Here is a 15,553-nt window from a genome sequence, read left to right as displayed (position 1 = left end):
GTGCGGTCTAACCGCACTTTGAGGGTGGAATGAGAGGTGTGTTATGTTTCGCTGACGTTTTCTAACGCGCGCTCCACCGCACTAACGATGGTCATATGCACTTCACTCGACATCAGGGAACGTAAAATGATGTTCAACTCACCCACTTTATTGATATCTGCACTGTCATCGTCCAAGAAGTAGTCATTATCTTTCAGGCTGGCAATAAAAGTGGAGAACACCGCTTTATCGAAAAATTCGGGGGCATTAATGCCATGTAATACCGACAGGCGTTGTGCCACTGATTGACTTTCTCGCTCAAGGCGATTGCGCGAAATATGTGGATCTGTCTGCAAGAAGTTGAGCGTAATATAATAACGCTGCACGATCTCGCGTACATTAGATGCCAGCAGTTGCAGACTGCGAATGTGGCGTTTATTGATCGACAGCATCGTATCGCGCCGCACAATCAACTCTTGGCGCTCTAGTTCACCAATCAAGCGCTTAACCACCCCTTCTATCTCATCAGGTTCAAAATCCAAAAACAGTTCCGCTTTCAAAAACGGATAGAGCTTTTCAATGCCTTTGAGCAATAGCCCTTGTTGTATCGCTTCATGGTGCATAATGATCGATGCCACCAACGATGGCAATACAAACAAGTGCTTGATATTATTACGATAATACGTCATCAACACCGCAGAAGCGCGCTCCAGACAAATAATTTCACCGAAATTATCTTGCTCAACCACAATCCCTACTTTATCTAAGCTCAACACGTGTTCAAGCATCTCTTGTGGCGATTCTTGCGGCACGATTACATCTTGGCTATAACGCACATTGGTCAGAAGCTGCTGATAACAGCTTAGCTGAGAGAGAATTTGCTCACGTGTGAGCGCGCGCTGGCGTGAAGAAAGCAAAATAGTACCAATTAAATTCATGGCATTGATCGCGGCGGCATTATTAATATTGCGCATCACATCCGTTGCAATCGCATCCACCACTTGCGGCAGCCACGCTTTACTCTCTTCTTGTGTTTGTGGCTCTTTCCAGTGAGGTTGATGCGTGTTGAGATAGCTATTTAACGTAATCGGTTCGCCAAAATTCACATATCCTTTACCCATGTTGCGCAGTTTTTTGATCACCCGCAGCACCAGACCCGCACTTTCTTTTTCTTTCGCCACACCGCGCAGCTCTTTGGCGTAAGTATCAACCTCCAGCACATGTTCATAGCCAATATACACTGGCACCAAACTGATTGGACGAGTATGCCCCTCCAATAAGGCTTGCAATGTCATAGACAGCATACCCGTTTTAGGCGCAAGCAGGCAGCCTGTGCGTGAGCGCCCACCTTCAATGAAGAATTCTACCGAATACCCACGTTGAAAAAGCTCAGAGAGATATTGCCGAAAAACGCTTGAATACAACCGATTACCACTGAAAGTGCGGCGAATAAAAAACGCGCCCCAACGACGAAAACGCCCACCAACAGGCCAAAAGTTCAGGTTGATGCCCGCGGCAATATGCGGTGGGAAAAGCCCTTGATGATAAAGCACATAAGAGAGCAATAAATAGTCAATATGGCTACGATGGCATGGGATATACACCACCTCATGGCCTTCAATCGCCAGTTTACGCACTCGGTCAGCGTGTTGCACTTCAATCCCACGATACAGCTTATTCCACAACCAGCCTAAAAAGCGATCCGCCATGCGCAGACTTTCATAATTCATGTTCGCCGCAATCTCACGCAAAATGGTTTCGGCATTTTGATAAGCTTTTGACTCGTCGATTTTTTTGGTTTTCGCCTCATCAGCAATGGCGCGTTGCACAGCTTCAGATTGCAAAATTTTACTAAACATTGCCTGACGGTTAGGCAAACGTGGGCCTGTGGTAGAGGTACGTTGTTTGGCAAAGTGAATTTTTGCAACACGCGTGAGTTTGCGCGCGATTTGATCATCATTGCCTTGCACTTGTACCATATCGCGCATTGCCACCGCTGGAGAAAATCGAACGAAATTATCACGCCCATACCATAACATCGCCCACACTTTTTGCAATGGGCCGAAAAAGCGTAAATGTGCCACTTTTTCCTCATACCCTGGCGCACGTCCCCACAGCACCGACACAGGCACAATTTGCACATTAAGATCCTCACTTTCACGTTGCAACTCAAAATAGCGCGAAAAAAACTCACGCACACGCCCATCAAGCTGTTTAGATTTGAAAAAGCGCCGACCTTTGTCTAAAAATACATAGCGCGGCATTTCCACGCCATTGATCTCGTTCATCTCAAGCGGATCGGGCAACCCTAACTGCTGACAATTTTGCTGTAAAATCACCAAATCCGTCTGTGACGTGTACGGCAACAAATAAACAAACGGATGCGCAACATCCAAAGCCAACTCTTCAACAGGATCAGCAGGAATAGGGCTACTTTTGACCAAAAACGACAACGCAAAACGGATCATTTCGCGATAAAGTGTCACTAACACAGACATAAAATCCATCCAATCAAATGAGATGATAACTAAGTGATAATTTTGTCATTTTACTATAAAAATTCTCTATTGGGGATAAATAATGCCGCCCCTCCGATTTTATGCCCATTTTCGTGAACTTGTGCACACAATCGCACATGAAAACAAAAATCCATTGCATAATTTTGAAGACTGTATATAATATCAGTCAAACTGTATAAATAGACAGGATTAATTATGGCTTCAAAATCGCTTACTCCACGCCAGCAGCAAGTATATGACTTTCTGCGTGAACATTTAGAATCCACTGGCATGCCACCAACGCGCATGGAAATTGCCAAAGAGCTTGGCTTTCGCTCGGCGAATTCCGCCGAAGAGCACCTTAAAGCACTTTCTCGCAAAGGTGTGATCGAAATTTTGTCGGGCACTTCACGTGGCATTCGCTTATTGCTTGAGGAAGATAACAATACGACTATTCCTGAAGATGAAGGCTTGCCACTGATCGGGCGCGTGGCCGCGGGTGAGCCAATTTTGGCACAAGAACATATTGAAAGCACCTATCACATTGACCCAACCATGTTCACACCGCAAGCGCACTTTTTACTTAAAGTTTACGGCATGTCAATGAAAGATGTCGGCATCATGGACGGCGATATGCTCGCAGTACACCGCACCAAAGACGTGCGCAATGGGCAAATCGTAGTAGCGCGCATCGACGATGAAGTCACCGTCAAACGCCTTGAGAAAAAAGGCTCAACGGTGTACCTCCACCCTGAGAATGAAGAGCTATCCCCTATTGTGGTAGATTTGCGCGAGCAATCCCTCGACATAGAAGGCATAGCGGTCGGCATCATTCGCAACAATGCGTGGATGTGACATACTCTCCACATCAAAAAAGCGTGCTTAGACACGCTTTTTAAAGTGCGGTCAGGCTCACGCGAGCTAGCGCAAAGTGAAATCAATCGGCACTGTGATCGCACCGTTAAGCCCAGCAGGGCGAGGGCCGACAGGGCGTGCGGCGTTCACCGCCTGTAATGCTAGTTTATCCAACTCAGAAAAACCTGATGATGTCGCAACACTCGCCCCCACAATAGCACCATTGGGCGCAAGGTTAAAACGAATAACCACTTTGCCTTGCTGGCGCATCATTTTAGCTCGCTGTGAATAACGCTTGTTGCGCTCAATTTCACGACGCAGCTGGCGGCGATAATCATCAAGCTGTGCGCCACCTTGCCCGATGACAGCTTGATTGCTGCTTTTAGCCCCTGCTGCCAAGTGTGAATTGGCTTGATTTGGGCTGTTGACCGTGCGCTCGCCACTGACCGCACTTTGTGGTTTTTGTTTGTTTTTTTTGTCAACAGATTGAGTGACTTTTTTAGGCTTCGGCTCAGGTTTCGGTTTTGGCTTCGGCTTTGGTTTTTCAACTTTCTTTTCCACCTTTGGCTTTTCAATAGGCTTTGGCGCCACCGTCGGATCAGGCACTTCTTCTTTTGGTTCCTCTAGCTGCACTTCAGGCTCCTCTTCAGCTACTGGCGCAGGCTCGGGTTCGGGTTCTAGCTGTTTTTGTGCTTCAATCATCGCCATCACCATTTCCATTGAAATGCTGTCACTTGGTTGCGCTACAGCCACGCCATTGATGCTTTGGTCATCACTTTTTGCAAGTGCCATGATCACAGCCGACGCCAGCGCAGAATGCAGCAATAAAGAGCCCGTAAAGCCAATCAAAGAACGGCTTTTCATGTTACTGCCCTTTTTCTTTGAGCGTCACGATCGCCACATTTTTGATCTCATACTTAGAGAATAATGTGGTCACATCCACAAACTGCTGAAACGGCGTCGCAGCATCGACTTTTAGCGTGACCTTTTGCGTTTTATCCCATTTGGCAATCTCTTGCTCAAGTTCTGCTTCGCTGATAGGTTTATCGTTAAAATACCATTTACCATCATCGGTAATCGTCAGCAATTTAGCTAAATCATCTGCTTTCATAGTCACATTGTGGCTGGCTTTCGGCACATTAACTTGAATTTTGCCCTGTGTGATAAAAGAGGCTGTCACTAACACAATCGCCAGCAACACCAGCATAATGTCAAGAAATGGGACAATATTAATCTCATCAAATTTTTTCATCCTGCCCCCTCGCCTGCTGAGCTTGTGCATGTAAGGCATACCACTTCATTTTATTAATATCCACCTTGCGGTTAAGCCCGTTGTAAAATACCATAGAGGGGATCGCCACCAAAATCCCCACCGCAGTGGCTTTAAGTGCTAACGACAAATTGACCATAATGGAAGCCGCATCAATGTCACCGCCTGCTTGCCCCATGGTGTAAAAGGTCAGCAAAATACCAACCACGGTACCTAACAGCCCAACATAAGGCGCGTTGGAGCCAATAATCGCAATCGGCGTCAAATTCCGAGTCAGATCAATTTCCAAATCATGGATAGTCGCATAGTCCGCCACATTCACACTAGCAAAAAAGAGCACCCGCTCAATCACCTTCCATACCATGATAAAACTCATCAACGCGAGTGAGCCAAGAATAATGTAATCTGTATATTGCTCCAAAAACTCAAACAGTGACTGCATAGTATCTTTAAACCTTAAATAGTAGTGATAATTAGTCTCATTATTATAGCAAGACAAATAAAAGGCGCAATGTAAATTGCGCCTTGGAATGCACATAAAGTGCGGTTAGAAAGTTTAGTTGATGTTGAAACAAATATCATGCCCAGCGTTTGGCAGCGTTGACTAGGGCTGTGGCATTTTTATTAAACGTATTGTTCAACATCATAATGAACATTGTCTTTATCTGTTATTAGCTGCCAGTTCATATAGCAATCCTCACCGCAGCTCAAACACCTTGATGATTAATGCTATGTCACTAAATAACCCACCGTAAGTTACTTTTTAATAGTTATACTATTCATCACTTTGCTATCTTTTTAGTATTCTATTTTCTTGTTCATACCAACAACATATTATTTTTTCATCTTTGGCTAAAGAAAAGATAAGTATGATGCCGTTATAACAAATTAAAAATTAAGTGATTTATAAATATACCTTACTGCTTGGCGGAAATCACCACACGGCGGTTAGGGCGTAAGCAGTCTTTCAACGCTTGACCACTTTCACCATCACAGGATACCACTTGGTCAGCTTTACCAAAACCGTGGGTCGAAATGTTTTGCGCTGGGAAGCCAAGGTTCGCCATATAGGCTTTCACCGCATCGGCACGGCGTTGTGACAGTTTCAAGTTATAGCTGTCTGAACCTAAGCGGTCGGTGTAACCGTCCACAGTCACCGCAGTGATGCCTTGAGATTTCAAGCCTTCCACCACGGTTTCAACCACTTTTTTACCTTTTGGTGTTAAACGTGCTGAATCAAAGTCAAACAAGAAGTCGCCGTTCAATTCATACTGGTTGTTACAGCCTTTCGGATGCCAGAAGAACGATTGGGCATTCATGTCGGTGTCAAACAACACTTTGAATTGGCAGATTTTGTGTACGCCGTTTTGACGGTAGTTGAACACATAATCCCATTCACGCACGCCGAATAAACCTTCTTGGTAGTGTGGGCGACCAATCAAATAATAGAGCTGGTCTTTGTTCATGCCCGCTTCAATTTGGCGCACGTTATCCCAGTTTGGCCAGGTGCCGTATTGCGAGCCAGAGAAGTTGACGCTAGCATCTTCAATCTTCGGCCATTTTGGCTCGTCGGTTGTGCCGTTCTTTTTCACATCACTTAAGTTGCCGCACGCTGCCACAACGCTGGCTGCCAACAATGGCAAGGCCCATTTTGCTAATTTTTTCATTGCTTTTCCTTATCAAAAGTGACCGCACTTTGTGCAAAGTGCGGTCGGGGTGATTACCATTGATAGCCTACGCCAGCGCCTACGTTAGTACCACCTGAGCTATTGGTTGCAGCATTAAGCTTGATAATCACATGGCCACTATCGGAGATGCGTGACACACCCAAGGCGACCGCACTTTTACCGCTGTAATGACCGCCTGCAACTGCCACCATTGAATGTCCTGGAATATAGGCTTGTGGCAAGCTCGCCATGGCTGAGTTGCCCGCAATGCCGCCTTTGAGCTTGCGATCCATATTGTTCATACGGTTGCCAAGATTGTTGATCGCTTGGGTGTTTTTATTCACCTGCTGCGCAACACCTTTCACCTGACGAACAGTCGCCACATCACTATCCTTAACGCCGTCTGCTACATTGGTAATAGTGTTTCCGCCGTTATTCAGACCATACGCTCCCAAGCTCACGTTACCCGCTTGCGCTGACTTGATAGTCACACCTGCTTTATCCACTTTGGTGTTGCCCGCTGTCACGCTCTTCACGTTGAGGTTGTCCGCAAGGCGGATTTTCACGTTGTTGCCCTCTACTTTAGTTGAGATATTGCTATCCGCGCCCGTGATTTGCACCGTGCTACCCAACTGTGCAGTGTGTGAGCCCTCGTTGCCCGCAAAGGTGATTGGTTTCACCACTTGGCTGGTGAAGAAGTTTAATGCACCGCCAACACTATGAGCGGTTTCTTTTTTGCCGTCGGTGCCTGTCAACTCATAGCTTGGCGCAGTCACTTCGCCATTGTCGCTCACTGTTGAGCCACCACCCAATGCATTAGCCACGGATTGTGCGGTGTTGTGCAATTGGCCGCCGTTAACAGCTTGTTGGCTACCTTCAGTCACGTTGCCTGCTTTCACACCATCAATGGCTTTGTTGCCTGCGTTAATGCCGTTGTTGTCGATGGCAACATTGCCCACTTTCACTTCATCAAACGCCACTTTATCTGCGGTTTCCACAGTGTAAATAGTTTGACCATTAACACCAACACGTGGCTCTTTTACCACAATATTTTTACCCGCTTCAACTTCCGTTTTCGCCGCTTTAGATGTGGTGTTAACAGAGGCAATTGCATCATTGATATTGCCTTTGCCAGTGCCGCCGATGTCAGCATTGGTGAATGTGCCCGTGTTTGGATCATAAGTGGTGTTTCCACCGATGATATTTTTCACGCCTTCACCTTGGTTAAACAACTGGCTGCCGTTCACGGCATCTGTGCTCTTCGCTGAAATGTCGCCATTTTGCACGCCAGAGACTTTATTGCCACCAGCATTGATGCCTGCGCTAGTCACGCTCACATTGTCTGCTTTCAAGCCTTCATTGTTTAGAGTAACCTTATCGCCGACTTTCACGCCGTCTTTGTTCACCCTGGTATCGCCTGCTTTCACGCTGTCCACATCCAAGTCTTTCTTCGTGGCGACGGTGTATGTGGTGCTGCCATCGTCATTTGACTTGCTTTTAACAACAATGTTATCACCCGCTTCAACTTTGCTGCTGGCCGCTGCTGCTGCTTTTTTCACATCACCGATGTTAGCCGCGTTGGTGTCAACATCGCCACCGCTCGCCACGTTGGTGATCGCTTTATTACCTGCATCAATGCCTTTGTCATCAATTTTCACACCGCCGTTGGTGGTGATGCTGTCAAGATCTTTGATGTCTTTGGCCAATTTCACGGTCAATTTCGCGTTGTCGCCGTCTTGTGTTGCCACCACGCCGATATTGTTGTCAGACAATTTCCCTTCATCTGTCACGCCACCAACGATACTCGCAGTTTTGTTAAGTGCGGTTGAGGCAGTGCCTGTGTCGCCCGCATATTTGATGCCATCATTTAAGGTAGCCACTTCTTCATCGTTCACTTCTAAGCGTGGTTTAGTATCACCATCTTTACCGTTCACGCCTGGTTGACCGTCGGTTTTGGTGGTTAAGCTTACGCCATTAGCACCGTTTTCACCTGCAATAGTAATCGCTGGTTTGCCATCGCCATTGTCGCCTTTAATGCTTACGCCATTTTTACCATCTTTACCAGTCACAGTGACAGCACCTGCTTCACCTTTGCTATCAGGATCGTTAGGATCGACTAACTTACCGATAGTCACATCGTTTGTTAAATCAACCACCACTTTGTTACCATCAACTTCAGTGGTGATTGAGTTGCTGTCACCGCCAACAATGTCAAAGCGTTTGTTGTTTTTATTAACCACAATGCCGTCCGCGTTGGCGTCTTTATCCGCACCCACGGTAAAGTCAGCTAACTTATCACCCGCATCAGCAGAAATCGCATCTAGCTGTCTTTTGTTCACCGCGTCTTGCGGATCTTTACCATCAGCAACACCTGTGATTAGTTTATCACCAGCATCAATACCATTTTTGTCAATCACCACAGGGCCGATCACCGCACTGTCAAGCAACATGTCTTTTTTGGTTGCCACAGTCAAGGTTTTGCCGTCTTGCACCAATTTGATGTTATCGCCAGCATTAACTGTCACAGTATCATCCGCCTGCACATTAGCTTTGCTTGTCCCGTCCACTTCACCAGTGGTTTTGCCTGTAGTGATATTCCAGCCTTTTTGCAGCGTTTTAATACCTTCTTGGTTTAAGATAATATCTTCTGCGTTTTTAATCGTTTTTTGATCCACACCAAACAACTGACCGCCATTCACGGCATCTGTTGAATCTTTCGACACCTTGCCTGCTGCCACGTTAATAATGGCTTTATCGCCAGCGTTAATGCCGTCATTATTAATCACAACACCGCCGTTGGTGGTGATGCTATCAATGTTGGTCAAGTTTTTCGCCAGTTTAACCACTAGTTCACTGCCGTTGTTTTCAACGTAAGTGTTGGCGTCAGACACGTTCGCGCCGTCGTTACCACCTTTGATGGTGAGTTTTTCGTTCAATTTTTTCGCTAGTGGCGCTTGGGCGTCATCTTTATTATTGCCTTGGAATAACAAACCGTCATCAAGTGTTGCCACTTGTTTATCGCCCACTTGCAAGCGTGGTTGAGTGTCACCGTCTTTGCCGTTTAGGCCTGGTTTTCCGTTAACCACTTCTAATGTCGCGCTGGCACCATCTTTACCGTCTTTACCGTTGTTTAAGGTGATAGAACCATCTTTGCCGTTCAGGGAAACGCCGTCTTTGCCGTTGTCGCCTTTCACGCCAATGCTGCCATCTTTACCGTTGATCACCACTTTATCGCCAACGTTTAGATTTTCGCCAATGCCGATCTCTAAACCGTCTTGGTCATCGTTAGCTTTCACAGTAATGCCGTTTTTGCCGTTGACTTTGATTGTTTCACCCAATGGTTTTTTCACGGCTTGATCATCATCGTCAGTCAAGCCAAAGCCTTTGTTGGTTAAGTCTTTGTCTAGGCTGTCTTTTAATGCGTCTGCAGTGTTGGCAAGATCCGATACGTTAACCGCACTTTTCACTGTGTTAGGGTCATTTTTCGCAGAATCTAGTTTAGCCAGCGCATCTGCACCGTCTTTGCCGTCAATAGCGCTACCCACATTGCTAATTGGTTTATCCGCCGCATTGATGCCCTCTTTAGTGACACTTGGTCCGCCTTTAACAGTCAAACCACCGTTATTGACCATAGTGTCGCCTAACTGCACGCTACCTTGTTCGGTCAAATTGATATTTTTCGCCAATTTGATCGCCAAGCCATCTGCGCCATTAGACACCACGCCGATATTGTCGTCAGACAAATCGCCAAAGTCCGCACCGCCTTCAAAGCTGGTCATATCACCCAATTGTTGCGTGAATTTATTGTTGTCATCTTTGCCGTTTTTATCGTAATCACCTGCAAACGATAAACCCTTATTGACTTTGTCAGAAACACCTGTCAACTGGCTCATATTCACTGCATCAGTTGGTTCGACACCATTCGCCACGTTAGTGATTTTATTACCGCCGTTATCTAAGCCGCTATTGCTTAAAATTACTTTGCCGTTGTCTCCGCCCATAAATTCAGTTTTGGTTGGCGTGCGGTTAGCAACTTTGCTGTCGGCATCGGTTGAAGTGATGGTGTCACCGTTTATCACCGTGCCTTGATTTGGCTCAGTACCTTTTACTTCAATGCTGTTTAAGCCTTTAATATCTTTCGCCAATTCAATTTTCAGTTTGCTATCGTCCACTTTGGTGCTGATGTTGTCATCTGCGCCGACAACATCGATAGTGTTGTTCAGGTTTTTCTTAACTTCCTTGCCGTCTTGACCTTTTAAGCCAAATTCCGCTGCCTCAAGTTTTGCATCAACAAGGCTTACGTTATCGTTCACCACGCTGACCGCACTTTCAGTCGCTGCACGGTTGGCGTTGTTGCCTTTGCCGTAGTCATCGTTATCGTCTGTATTGCGCGCTGCAAGCCCTGTGATTTTGCCATCTTCAATTTTGGTTTTACCTGCATTAACTTTGTCTGCGGTAACTTCTGGCGTTGACAAACCCTCTTTATCCATTACGGTATCACCAATCATGAGCATACCGTCTTCAGTTAGGTTGACCATTTTGGCTAGTTTAATGGTTAAGGTATCTTTACCATCTGCAACCACCCCAATATTTCCATCGGTCAACTCACCTACTGCTCCACCTTTGACATTGGTTTGTTCACCCAATTTACGGGCAAATTTAGTTCCTGTATCACCCATAAATTCAACACCTTTGGTTTCGATCGCTTTGTTTGCGTCTACACCTTTTTGAATGTTGTCTTTAGTAGTTTGAGCAAGATCAAGCTCATAATTAGTTACGCCTTGTTCGTTTTTCTCACCTGCTTGCACTGTAACCGCATCCGATCCAGCACTTGTAGTTGTTTTCTCAGCGTTCACTGTGTAAATAGTATGCCCATCAGCGCTATCTGCTTCATTACTCACAGTAACATTATTGCCTGCTTTAACTTCCGTTTTCGCCGCTTTGATAGCTTCATCAACGGTATTTTTACCCGTGCCACCAATATTACTCATCGTAATATTGCCTTCAGGGCTAACAGCAGCATCACCGCCAAGAACATTTTTAGTACTATTAGCGACGTTGCCCAGTACTTTCTGTGTCAAGTACAATTGAGAACCGTTAATCGCATCGGTTGAGTCTGCTGAGATTTTACCTGCCGCCACATTAATAAGCTGGCGCTCTTTGCCTTCCGCCCCGAAGCTGACGACGCCTTTTTCCACCGAGCCTTGACCTGCAAAACCACTGTATTTCAGACCGTTGACATTGGCTTCATTTTCAGTAGTCGCCGCGCGGTCGGATGAGGCGTTACCGAAAATCACGCTATTCGCCTGACTGCTGGTAATATTTTTCCCTAAAACAAAAGTATTTTCCTGCTGCACGGTATTACCGCTGCCGATGGCAACAGAACCAGAGGCATCTTTGCCGACGGTCGATGCCGAACCAAGCACAATACTATCGATACCTGCCGCCTGCGCATTATTACCAATAGCAATCGCGTTGATTCCCGTAGCATCGCCAACTGCTTTATAAGCCTTTTCTTTATTTCGCAAATCAGCTTGGTCTGCATTAACTTGCTGGCGCAACTGATCTTTTTCCGAACGAACTTCTGCCAACTTCGCATCAGTGTCTGCTTTCACCTCTTCTAACTCAGCTTTATCTTTATTGAACACGCCGGTTTCTTCGGTCAGATACGCATTCGCGGCTTCCAGACGGGCAACCTGATCTTCATATTTCGCCAGATAGGCTGCGGAATCATCACGTTTTTTCACAAGATTGGCTTTATCTCTTTCTAAAGCCGTCGTATCTTGGGCATTTTGTTTGGCGGTCGTGATTTGCTGCTCAACATCCGCTACCTGCTGTTTCAGACCCGCCAGTTTGACTTTTTCAGGCTCAATAATGTCATTTTTCGTTTTGGTAATCAGATTATTGTTGTCCGTTATTTTCTGAGTATTGCTGTTCGCCTGATTAGTGATATCACTCACCCTGATGTTCACGCTGTTTTGTGTTTTCGCTAACTGCTGCTCTTCAACCGTTTTCTGATCCAATTGCTGTTTGTGTTCATCCGCCAGCACTTTTGCTTGCTGCCAAGCTGTGTAGGCAGCATCGTGTTTCTCTTTAAATCCCATATCGGCGCCGGCAAGTGCGTTATTGCCCAAAGCAACGCTGCCTGAAGTGAACGCGCGGGACGCATTGCCTGCGGCGGAGGCATTATCTCCTTTCGCCACAGCATTCACACCCGCTGCCAACGCGCGGTCGCCTAAAGCCCCTTCATTGTGGTAGTTATTTTCCTTACGGTCGTCGCCGTTGCCGTCTTTATTGTTGACGCTGTAATAGTGTGAGCCTTCGCCGACGGAGTTTGCCACCGCGCGCAACTGCGCCACGTTCACCGCATCATAATCCGCCGAACCGGCTGCCACATTGGTAATCTGGCGCGTATAGGCAACGCTGCCGTCAGGCGTTAAATCGCGCCCGAGCGACACCGCGCCCAGCGTTTTATACGTCGTATTCAAAATGGCGTTTTTATCCGCATCGGTAACGTTTTTAATCGCATAAACCTGCGGCGTGGCGGCTTTAAACGTAATCTTATCGGAAGACACGCTAACATCTGCTGGTTTGGCAACCACGGCTCCGCGCGAGGCAATATCATTGCTGTAAGACAAGCCCTGCCGCGTCGCTTCAGACGTTGCGCCCAAAGCCACACCGGTTTTAGACAGCCCTTGCGCACCCATACCAATCGCCGTGGCGGCAATCGCATCGGTTTTCACCCCCGTGCCGAAAGCGGTGGAAAGACCCGCGCGGTTAGTGGTAACAGCCCGCACGCCGAACGCAATGGATGCCATCCCGCCGGTTGCCGTCGGACGATAACCGCCCGCGCCCTTACCGGTCAGGCTTAAATACTCCGCGCCCACATCCGTTTTGGCAACAATATCAGTATCATCCCCGCCGATGGCAATGGAAGAATGCCCTAAAGCAAACACATCATTACCGATGGCGGTTGACTGATCGCCCAACACCGTAATCTGTGAGCCCAAAGCCACCTGCTGCGCGCCCCACTCGCTGACGCCTTTCGCCTTCATCTCTGCCGAATAATTTTTATTGGCATCCACTACGCCTTCGCCGACCAGCGAACTTTTTTTCATCGCCACAATCACCGGATCGCCGTCATCGCCCTGATAATTCGGCGTGCCGTCGGGATTAAACCGTCTGAAACCCGTGCGGGAGTTAATCCCCAACGCCACACTGCGTCCGCTGTTGACCTGCGCGCCGGCACCGACCGCCGTGCCGTAACTTTCCAGCGACACCGCCGAACCGGGCGATGTCTGATTGTTATAAACCGTTGCCTGCCCTTCGTTACCAATCACCACACTGTTGCCGGCGGCGGAAACCTTATGACCGATGGCAATCCCCTGCCCGGCGGCAGTTGCACCCTGACCAATCGCCGTTGCCGCATCGCCGTTCGCCCGCGTGCTGCGACCAATCGCCACGCTGGCGCTTTTCAGGCGTTTGGCTTCAATTTCCTCTGCCGTAAGGCTAGCTGAAGGCAATTCAATTGTGGCATAACCGCTTGCCCGCGCATCATCACCAATCGCCACCGAACCAAAACCGCCGGCATTCGTTTGCTTACCCTCCTCGCTGCTGCCGCCGATGGCAATGCTGCCGTGACGGTTGGCATAGGCTTTTCGTCCGACGGCAACACCGGCAGGCGCTTCACCGCCGACCACTGCGTCCACGCCGACGGCAACGCCACCGACCGACGGTTCCTTAATCTCACGGTTAGGATTCTCGTATGTGCTGACTCTTGCATTCCGCCCAATCGCAACCGCATCTTTTACCCCCGAATAGGCAGACGTACCGATGCCGACAGAATCCCCGCCGCTGGCTTTGCTGTTAACGCCCATTGCGATATTGTTATCAGTCGTTAACCGCTTATCGTCTTTATCTTCAAATTTATTCGCATTTTCGCCGATGGCAATATTGCGCCAACGTCTTTCCGTATCCGTGCCGATATACTGCCCAGCGTTGTAACCAATCGTAACACCGTGCGCGTTATTACTACCCTTACCGGCATCGCGACCGACCGCAATCGTGTTATCGCCTTTGGCGTAGGCTCTTTGCCCCATCGCAATAGCACTATAGCCGTCAGCCTGCGCCGTATCACCAATTGCGGTTGAACTGGTACCTTTAGTCTTAGCGTCCTTACCCAGTGCAATTGATTGACCATTTGTTGTATATGTACCTTTACCAATCGCAATGGATTCTACTTGCCCATTCGTCTTGGCAGTATCGCCAATCGCTACCGCACTGGTACCGTTTGCTTCTGTGTCGTTGCCCAGTGCCACGGCATTCTTGCCCCAAGCCAGTGCTGATGTACCAATGGCAGTAGAATTTTCGCGATATGCTGCTGCATTTGTACCCAGTGCAATGTTATTAATATCTGTAGCGCCATTACCGGCTTTAGCATTTGCACCCAGTGCAAAAGAGCCTTCTTGCTTGGCAGTCGCGCCTTTGCCTAATGCAAAGGACTTCTCGCCTTCGGCTTTGGCATTCTCGCCAATCGCAAACGAACCTTCTTTCTTCGCCTGTGCGTTTTTACCTAATGCAAAAGATTTTTCGTCGAACGCCTGTGCATTCTCACCAAATGCGAAACTGTTATTGCCTTTAGCCTGTGCGTTTTTACCGAGTGCAATCGCGCGTTCACCTTCGGCTTTGGCAGCATTGCCGACAGCCACCGCATCCGCGCTTTTTGCATATGAATCCGTACCAACGGCAGTAGCTTTTTCGCCTTCTGCCCTAGCGTTGTAGCCCGCAGCCATAGATTTAGCACCTGATGCACCTAAATTATCTTTATTTTGATTCTTCGATTTATCAGCACGTTCTGTATTTTGATCATTCACAGAATAATACTCAACAGCGGCAGCACTATTCGCTAATCCAATCAATAACGCAGCAGAAAGTGCCGTATAAGTAAAATGTTTCTTTTTCTGCACCCGATTAACTGAAAACTGTCCTCGTGTTCCGCTTTTATGTTGTGATTTAGCTAATTCACTCACAGCAACAAAACAGCCTAAAGCACGATTAAAAATAACTTTGAAATTGATGTTCATACTCTTTCCTAAACTCTATCATTTCTACGGCTACGCCATAGTAAAAATTTTATTGCGGACATCTTCCGCTGCTTTAATAACAAATGCTCAATACAACAGCTTCATTTCTTCTTCAAAAAGAAAAGCATAAAAATTTTAATTGGAACATTTTTTGATATTTTGCTCTAAATCCATTCTTTTGCGAGCGAAAAAACGGCACCA

General features: G+C 47.3%; 7 protein-coding genes. 1 reads left to right on the top strand and 6 read right to left on the bottom strand.

The window, feature by feature from the left end; genetic code table 11:
- Positions 1-41 precede the first annotated feature (41 nt).
- Complete coding sequence (gene plsB / locus HPC38_RS10320) at positions 42-2,477, bottom strand: glycerol-3-phosphate 1-O-acyltransferase PlsB (protein ID WP_208121197.1); 2,436 nt, start codon at positions 2,475-2,477, stop codon at positions 42-44.
- 216 nt (positions 2,478-2,693) lie between these two features.
- Here plsB and lexA point away from each other — a divergent pair, with 216 nt between their 5' ends.
- Positions 2,694-3,332 (top strand): transcriptional repressor LexA, encoded by a 639-nt coding sequence (gene lexA / locus HPC38_RS10315; protein WP_235977731.1) that lies wholly within the window; start codon positions 2,694-2,696, stop codon positions 3,330-3,332.
- 66 nt (positions 3,333-3,398) lie between these two features.
- Here the strand turns inward: lexA and HPC38_RS10310 are convergent, their stop codons facing one another.
- The 5 genes from HPC38_RS10310 to HPC38_RS10290 form a co-directional block, all read right to left on the bottom strand.
- Positions 3,399-4,196, bottom strand: coding sequence for an energy transducer TonB family protein (locus HPC38_RS10310; protein ID WP_208121196.1), 798 nt, complete (start codon positions 4,194-4,196; stop codon positions 3,399-3,401).
- A 1-nt stretch (position 4,197) separates the two neighbouring features.
- On the bottom strand, positions 4,198-4,584 hold the full coding sequence (exbD, locus tag HPC38_RS10305) for a TonB system transport protein ExbD (protein WP_208121195.1): 387 nt from the start codon (positions 4,582-4,584) through the stop codon (positions 4,198-4,200).
- Positions 4,571-5,044, bottom strand: a complete 474-nt coding sequence (gene exbB, locus HPC38_RS10300; protein ID WP_208121194.1) for a TonB-system energizer ExbB — start codon at positions 5,042-5,044, stop codon at positions 4,571-4,573. The genes exbD and exbB overlap by 14 nt, the downstream gene beginning before the upstream one ends.
- 475 nt (positions 5,045-5,519) lie before the next feature.
- The gene (locus tag HPC38_RS10295) at positions 5,520-6,269 is read right to left on the bottom strand and encodes an OmpA family protein (protein ID WP_208121193.1); all 750 of its coding nucleotides are present in this window, start codon (positions 6,267-6,269) and stop codon (positions 5,520-5,522) included.
- A gap of 53 nt (positions 6,270-6,322) precedes the next feature.
- A complete protein-coding gene (locus HPC38_RS10290; protein ID WP_208121192.1) occupies positions 6,323-15,352 on the bottom strand; it encodes a YadA-like family protein in 9,030 nt (3,009 codons plus the stop codon).
- Positions 15,353-15,553: the final 201 nt, after the last annotated feature.

This window comes from Spirabiliibacterium pneumoniae (assembly GCF_014884995.1).
Lineage (GTDB): Bacteria > Pseudomonadota > Gammaproteobacteria > Enterobacterales > Pasteurellaceae > Spirabiliibacterium > Spirabiliibacterium pneumoniae.
This window is presented reverse-complemented; position numbering and strand designations above follow the sequence as displayed.